This window comes from Streptomyces spongiae (assembly GCF_009377185.1).
Classification (GTDB): Bacteria; Actinomycetota; Actinomycetes; order Streptomycetales; family Streptomycetaceae; genus Streptomyces; species Streptomyces spongiae.
Genome location: NZ_VJZC01000731.1, coordinates 1 through 4347 on the forward strand (window position 1 = coordinate 1; position 4347 = coordinate 4347).

The window sequence follows — 4347 nt, forward strand, 5'->3', positions numbered from 1 at the left end:
GGGCGGAGGGCGGGGTGGCGAGTTCGACGCAGTCGTCGCCCGAATCTGTGCCTGAGAAGGACGACTTCTGCCAGTGGAGGCGGCCGTGCATGTCAGTTCCTTTCACAGTTCACGAGCGATGCGGTTGATGAGGTCCCTGGACTCCGCGGGTGGGAGAGCCGCCGCCGCGACCCGCTCGTAGCGCTGTTGATACTGCTTCAGACGGGACTCGGCATCGAAGAGCTCGCCGCGATGAGCCGTATCGATCTGCGCGGTGTCGAGCTGGGGGACGGGGCCGTGCAAATAAAGCATCGAATACCCGGTGCCGGCGAAGTCCTCGGCGTCGAAGGGCAGCACATGCACGGTGACGTTGGCCAGCTCCGATCGTTCGAGGATCTGTCGCAGCTGGGCCTGAGCCGTGTCGCGGCCACCTACCCGGATGCGGAGAGCCGCCTCGTGGATGATCGCTTCGTACGGCGTTCCGGGCGACCCGGCGAGGACCTGTTGCCGCTTCAAGCGGAAGGCCACAAACGCGTCCAGATCCCGCTTCGTCATGGCGGGCGACGTGTAGCTGAACATGGCCCGCATGTGGTCCTCGCTCTGTAGCAAGCCCGGGATGTGGGCGACTTGGAAGGTGCGGATGCGGGTGGCGTGATGCTCGCACTCCGCCAGGTCCAGTCCCTGCGGAGCGACGATGTCACGGTAAGCCTCCCACCACCCCTTGCCTCGCTCGTTCGCCATGCTCACCAGGGCGTCGACGTACGCCGCGTCGTCGCACGCGCAGTGCGCCGCCAGGCGACGAACGCGGTCCTCACTGATCCCGCTGCGACCGGCCTCGTAGGCGCTCTGCTGAATGGGATTCGTGCCCAGGAGCGCGGCGGCTGCACGAGCTGTCACCCCGGCCCGTTCGCGGATCTTGCGTAGCTCAGCGCCCAGGCGCTCCTGGCGGGCGGTCGGGGTGGTCCTGGGCGGCATCGGTGCTCTCTTCCTGGTCGTTCGGCTGACGAGTACGGCGTTCATGCGAGCGGGGGGTCACCGGAACGTGCCCATTCTCCGGCTTCAGGTTGTGCCGTCACCAGGTTAAGCCCTACTTTCGGTGACGTACTCGGCACGCTGGGTTGCAGTGACTCTACGTGCCTCAACCGACCCATGCCCAACGCCAGTTGGAAGCGCACCCGAGCGAAGTCGACCGCCCGGGCATTGACACCGACCGGCCCGTTCCCCCTCTCCCGCCATCTCTCCCTCTCCGCACAGGAGTTGATCAGTCATGCCCGAATACACCCTCAGATGCCCGCGCCTGGACACCAGCCCACGTATCGCCCGCGACTTCGTCTCCGCCGTCCTGAGAACTCTGCAACTGGACGCCGTCGCAGATGACGCCGCGCTCTGCAGCTCCGAACTGGTCACCAACTCGTGCGTCCACGCAGAGGGAGCCGGCGCCGTTTTGCAGCTCGCGGTGGACGGCGTAGCCGTGCGCGTCACGATCTATGACGATGACCCGGCACTGCCCGTCCTGCGCGAGGGCTACGACGGCGAGTCCGGTCGTGGCCTCTGGATCGTCGACGCCCTGACAGAGGGACGCTGGGGGATCGAGCCCGGCATCGGTATGGGGCTGGGACGGGACGGCGGAAAGGGCGTGTGGTTCGAGCTCGGCGGTGGGGCAGCCGGGAGGGGAACGTGTCTCGCCGAGTCGACGCCGAGCCCCGGTCGCGTGTCCTCGTACGCCGCTACCCTGGCACGTAGTGACTGTGGGCACGGTGTGCCTGCCCGGCGGGAGAGAGGTAACAAGGGATGAGCGCACAGCCGGTGCACCATGAAGGGCCGATCATCCCGATGCCGCCTTTGACGAGGGACGCGTTGCGGGAAGCTGTGAAGCGGGTGGGTCTGGTCAACCTGCCGCAGTTCGACCTGGAGGCGGGACGGGCGTTCGACCAGGCCAGCCAGACCGGGAGCACGGCTCCCCTGCAGCTGTTCCTGCGGCGCTGGGGCGTCTTCGTGGCGATCGAGCGGGACCCAGGCCGCGCCGCCCGTCTGCGCGAGGCCGAGCGGGTCTCCCAGGACGACACGGTTGGCGAGTCCGAGTTCCGCGCCGCCATGGCGGAGGTCAACCGGATTCTGCGAGAGGCTGAGCGGGAGCTCGAGATTTGAACGATCAGCAGGCGCCGGACCCGGAGTGGGCGTGGGAATACGGGGCGGAGCCGGATTGGGTCGTCGGTGATCTGCCCAAGGAAGGGCGCGCGGCGGCGGAAGAGGTCGCACGTGAGCTGGTGGTGCTCGCCTCCCTGGGGCAGGATCCCGGCGAAGGAGCCGACGTGACGAACCCGCAGGGCCTACGAGTCATTGCCATAGGGTCGCTCATGGTGTGGTACCAGGTCATCGACTATCGGAAGCGGGTGTACGTCCAGCGCGTGACCTGGCTGGGGTGAAGCGGGTGCCGGTCCGGACGCGCAACCGGCCCACGCATGCTGCGATGAGGCAGGCCAGTTGCAAGGGGCGAGCTGTGTGAGCTCATTCCAGCCGGCACGGTCCTGCCCCATGAGTCCGGCATTACGTACCCGATTGCTACCAGTGGGTCAGGTCGAACACTTCCGAGCAATACGGGTCCACAGACCCCGATGGGTTGTACCGCAACTGATCGTCGGCGATGAGCGAAGGCAGGGCAGCGGCCAGGCCGGTGATGCCCACAGACACACCCCCTTCTTCGTCGCGAAGTGACACATCTAGGCCGACCACGTCGGACAGTCCCTCGCCGATCATGTACAGACGCGCGCTGTGCTGGTCGAGGAGGAGGAAGCCGAGCAGGCACAGATTCCCGGCGGTGTCGTGGCCTCCGGACGGGGCGATTCCTACGGCTGCTGCGTGGAGAGCGTCCGTGAGATCGAACTCAGGACCGTCCTGGAGGATCTGCTCCGCTTCCTCCGCGGCCACGACGGGGATGCCGTGCCCGTCACGGTCATGGCCCGCTCCCGCTGCGGTCCATGGAGTGTCGGATGTCTGCCGCACAGCCTGCCGCAGTGCAGCAGTCAGTGCGACGGCCGGGATGTTGTCGCCGTGCCGGTCCACCAGTGGCAGGTCGTAGGCCACCGAGGTCGCGATGTCGTGGCCGTCCCAGACGGCAACTCTCCCCACGCCTCGTCCGTCCGGGACGGGGAGCACGCCCCGGACGACAGGGCTGTCACCCAGGGGTGCCGCCGTGAGCCGGAGCATGCCCCGGACGAGAGCGGCTTGCAGCCGGGCCAGTCCTTCGTTCTCCCACCGCTGCATCGGCGCGGACTCCTGACTGCCGCCGGCGAGCGGAGACGTCATGTCTCGTTCACCGCATCGGGGCACTTGTTGCGCGGAACCCGCTCACAGTACGCGGTGATAGTTCCGATCTTGTGGCTGTGATCGGCGAGCTCGTAGTCGCCGTCAGCGGTCTTGTAGCTGTATTGGGCGATCACCTTGATCCGGGCGAGGATCGCGCCGAGACGGTTGGTCAGCACGCCGCCGTAGACCCGGCGTGCTCCTTCCTTCTCCTCCGGGCGTTCACTGGTCACGATCTTGATCACTTTGGGATCATGAATGTTGTGCGGTCCTGAGAAATGCCGCCAGCCGAACTTGCTGTTGCCTTCCCGGGTCGGGATGTTCTTCCCCTCGCCGTCCTTGCTGACGAACTTCACCACGCTCCAGTGACTGACCTGTACGGCGGCGTCGGCACGCGGAGGAGTCGGACCCGTCTGGGGCAAATCCACTGTCAGGCTCTTGGTCTCGGCGCGATCTGCGCCGAACAGCTGCGCGTAGCCCTCGTCGGACATCACCCGCAGATCCTGGGGAAACGGCGGTGTCGTCCGCGCGGAGGCCGGTGTGACGACTGCTGGCGCCAGAAGCGCGCCTGCGGCTATAGCAGAGCAGACCGCAGTGCTCGTGGATGTGCGCACCGAGTGTCCTTCCGTATGTCTATACGGCACCTGAGGCAGGGTGATCGGCTGCGCCGCCCCCCGGTCGCCGATTCGACCACAGGCCCCTGCCTTGAACAACGAAATGCGAATGTTTCACCTGTAATCGGTAGCAGGTGACCAGTCACAGATCCCGGCAGCATTGAGCTGAAGTCCACGAGCGACTCCTGCGACAGCCCCGAGCCGACGGCCCAGACCGCTTGCTGCAAGCTCGTCGCGGGTCCGCCGCCAGTTGGAAGGTGGGACTCCGGATCCAATGGGCCTCTCCCCGGTGGGGCGGGGGTGCGCTCAGGCGGGTGACTCCGCCTCCGGGTGTCTGCGCACCCAGCCCTCCCACGCCGAGGAGATCATGTCCTCCACGCCGTACCGGGCCTTCCAGCCGAGTTCGGTGGCGATGCGGTCCGCGGAGGCGACCACGCGGGCGGGGTCGCCG

Annotated in this window: 7 protein-coding genes and 1 pseudogene; 3 read left to right on the forward strand and 5 right to left on the reverse strand. The window is 67.0% G+C overall.

The genetic code is table 11. The features are described from left to right. Both FNH08_RS54255 and FNH08_RS45555 read right to left on the reverse strand, forming a co-directional pair. The coding region (locus FNH08_RS54255) for a DUF397 domain-containing protein (RefSeq protein WP_152777482.1) at positions 1–91 on the reverse strand (91 nt) is incomplete at its 3' end. 11 nt (positions 92–102) lie between these two features. Beyond that, on the reverse strand, positions 103–954 hold the full coding sequence (locus tag FNH08_RS45555) for a Scr1 family TA system antitoxin-like transcriptional regulator (protein WP_152777484.1): 852 nt from the start codon (positions 952–954) through the stop codon (positions 103–105). A gap of 292 nt (positions 955–1246) precedes the next feature. On the opposite strand from FNH08_RS45555, the gene FNH08_RS45560 reads away from it, so the two are divergent. Genes FNH08_RS45560 through FNH08_RS45570 form a run of 3 tightly spaced genes read left to right on the forward strand, consistent with a single transcriptional unit; the run spans position 1247 to position 2405 of the window. After that, entirely contained in the window at positions 1247–1774 is a 528-nt protein-coding gene (locus FNH08_RS45560) for an ATP-binding protein (protein ID WP_194238847.1), read from the forward strand. Beyond that, a complete protein-coding gene (locus FNH08_RS45565; RefSeq protein WP_152777486.1) occupies positions 1771–2127 on the forward strand; it encodes a hypothetical protein in 357 nt (118 codons plus the stop codon). The genes FNH08_RS45560 and FNH08_RS45565 overlap by 4 nt, the downstream gene beginning before the upstream one ends. Beyond that, positions 2124–2405 carry a hypothetical protein gene (locus FNH08_RS45570; RefSeq protein ID WP_152777488.1) on the forward strand — a complete coding sequence of 94 codons (282 nt, stop codon included), beginning with the start codon at positions 2124–2126 and terminating at the stop codon, positions 2403–2405. The genes FNH08_RS45565 and FNH08_RS45570 overlap by 4 nt, the downstream gene beginning before the upstream one ends. Positions 2406–2541: 136 nt before the next feature. On the opposite strand, the gene FNH08_RS45575 is transcribed toward FNH08_RS45570, so the two are convergent. The 3 genes and pseudogenes from FNH08_RS45575 to FNH08_RS45585 form a co-directional block, all read right to left on the reverse strand. Beyond that, a complete protein-coding gene (locus tag FNH08_RS45575; protein ID WP_152777490.1) occupies positions 2542–3285 on the reverse strand; it encodes a hypothetical protein in 744 nt (247 codons plus the stop codon). Next, positions 3282–3773, reverse strand: coding sequence for a hypothetical protein (locus tag FNH08_RS45580; RefSeq protein ID WP_152777492.1), 492 nt, complete (start codon positions 3771–3773; stop codon positions 3282–3284). The genes FNH08_RS45575 and FNH08_RS45580 overlap by 4 nt, the downstream gene beginning before the upstream one ends. Positions 3774–4202: 429 nt before the next feature. Beyond that, positions 4203–4347: pseudogene (locus FNH08_RS45585) on the reverse strand (UDP-glucose 4-epimerase GalE); the annotation flags it as partial.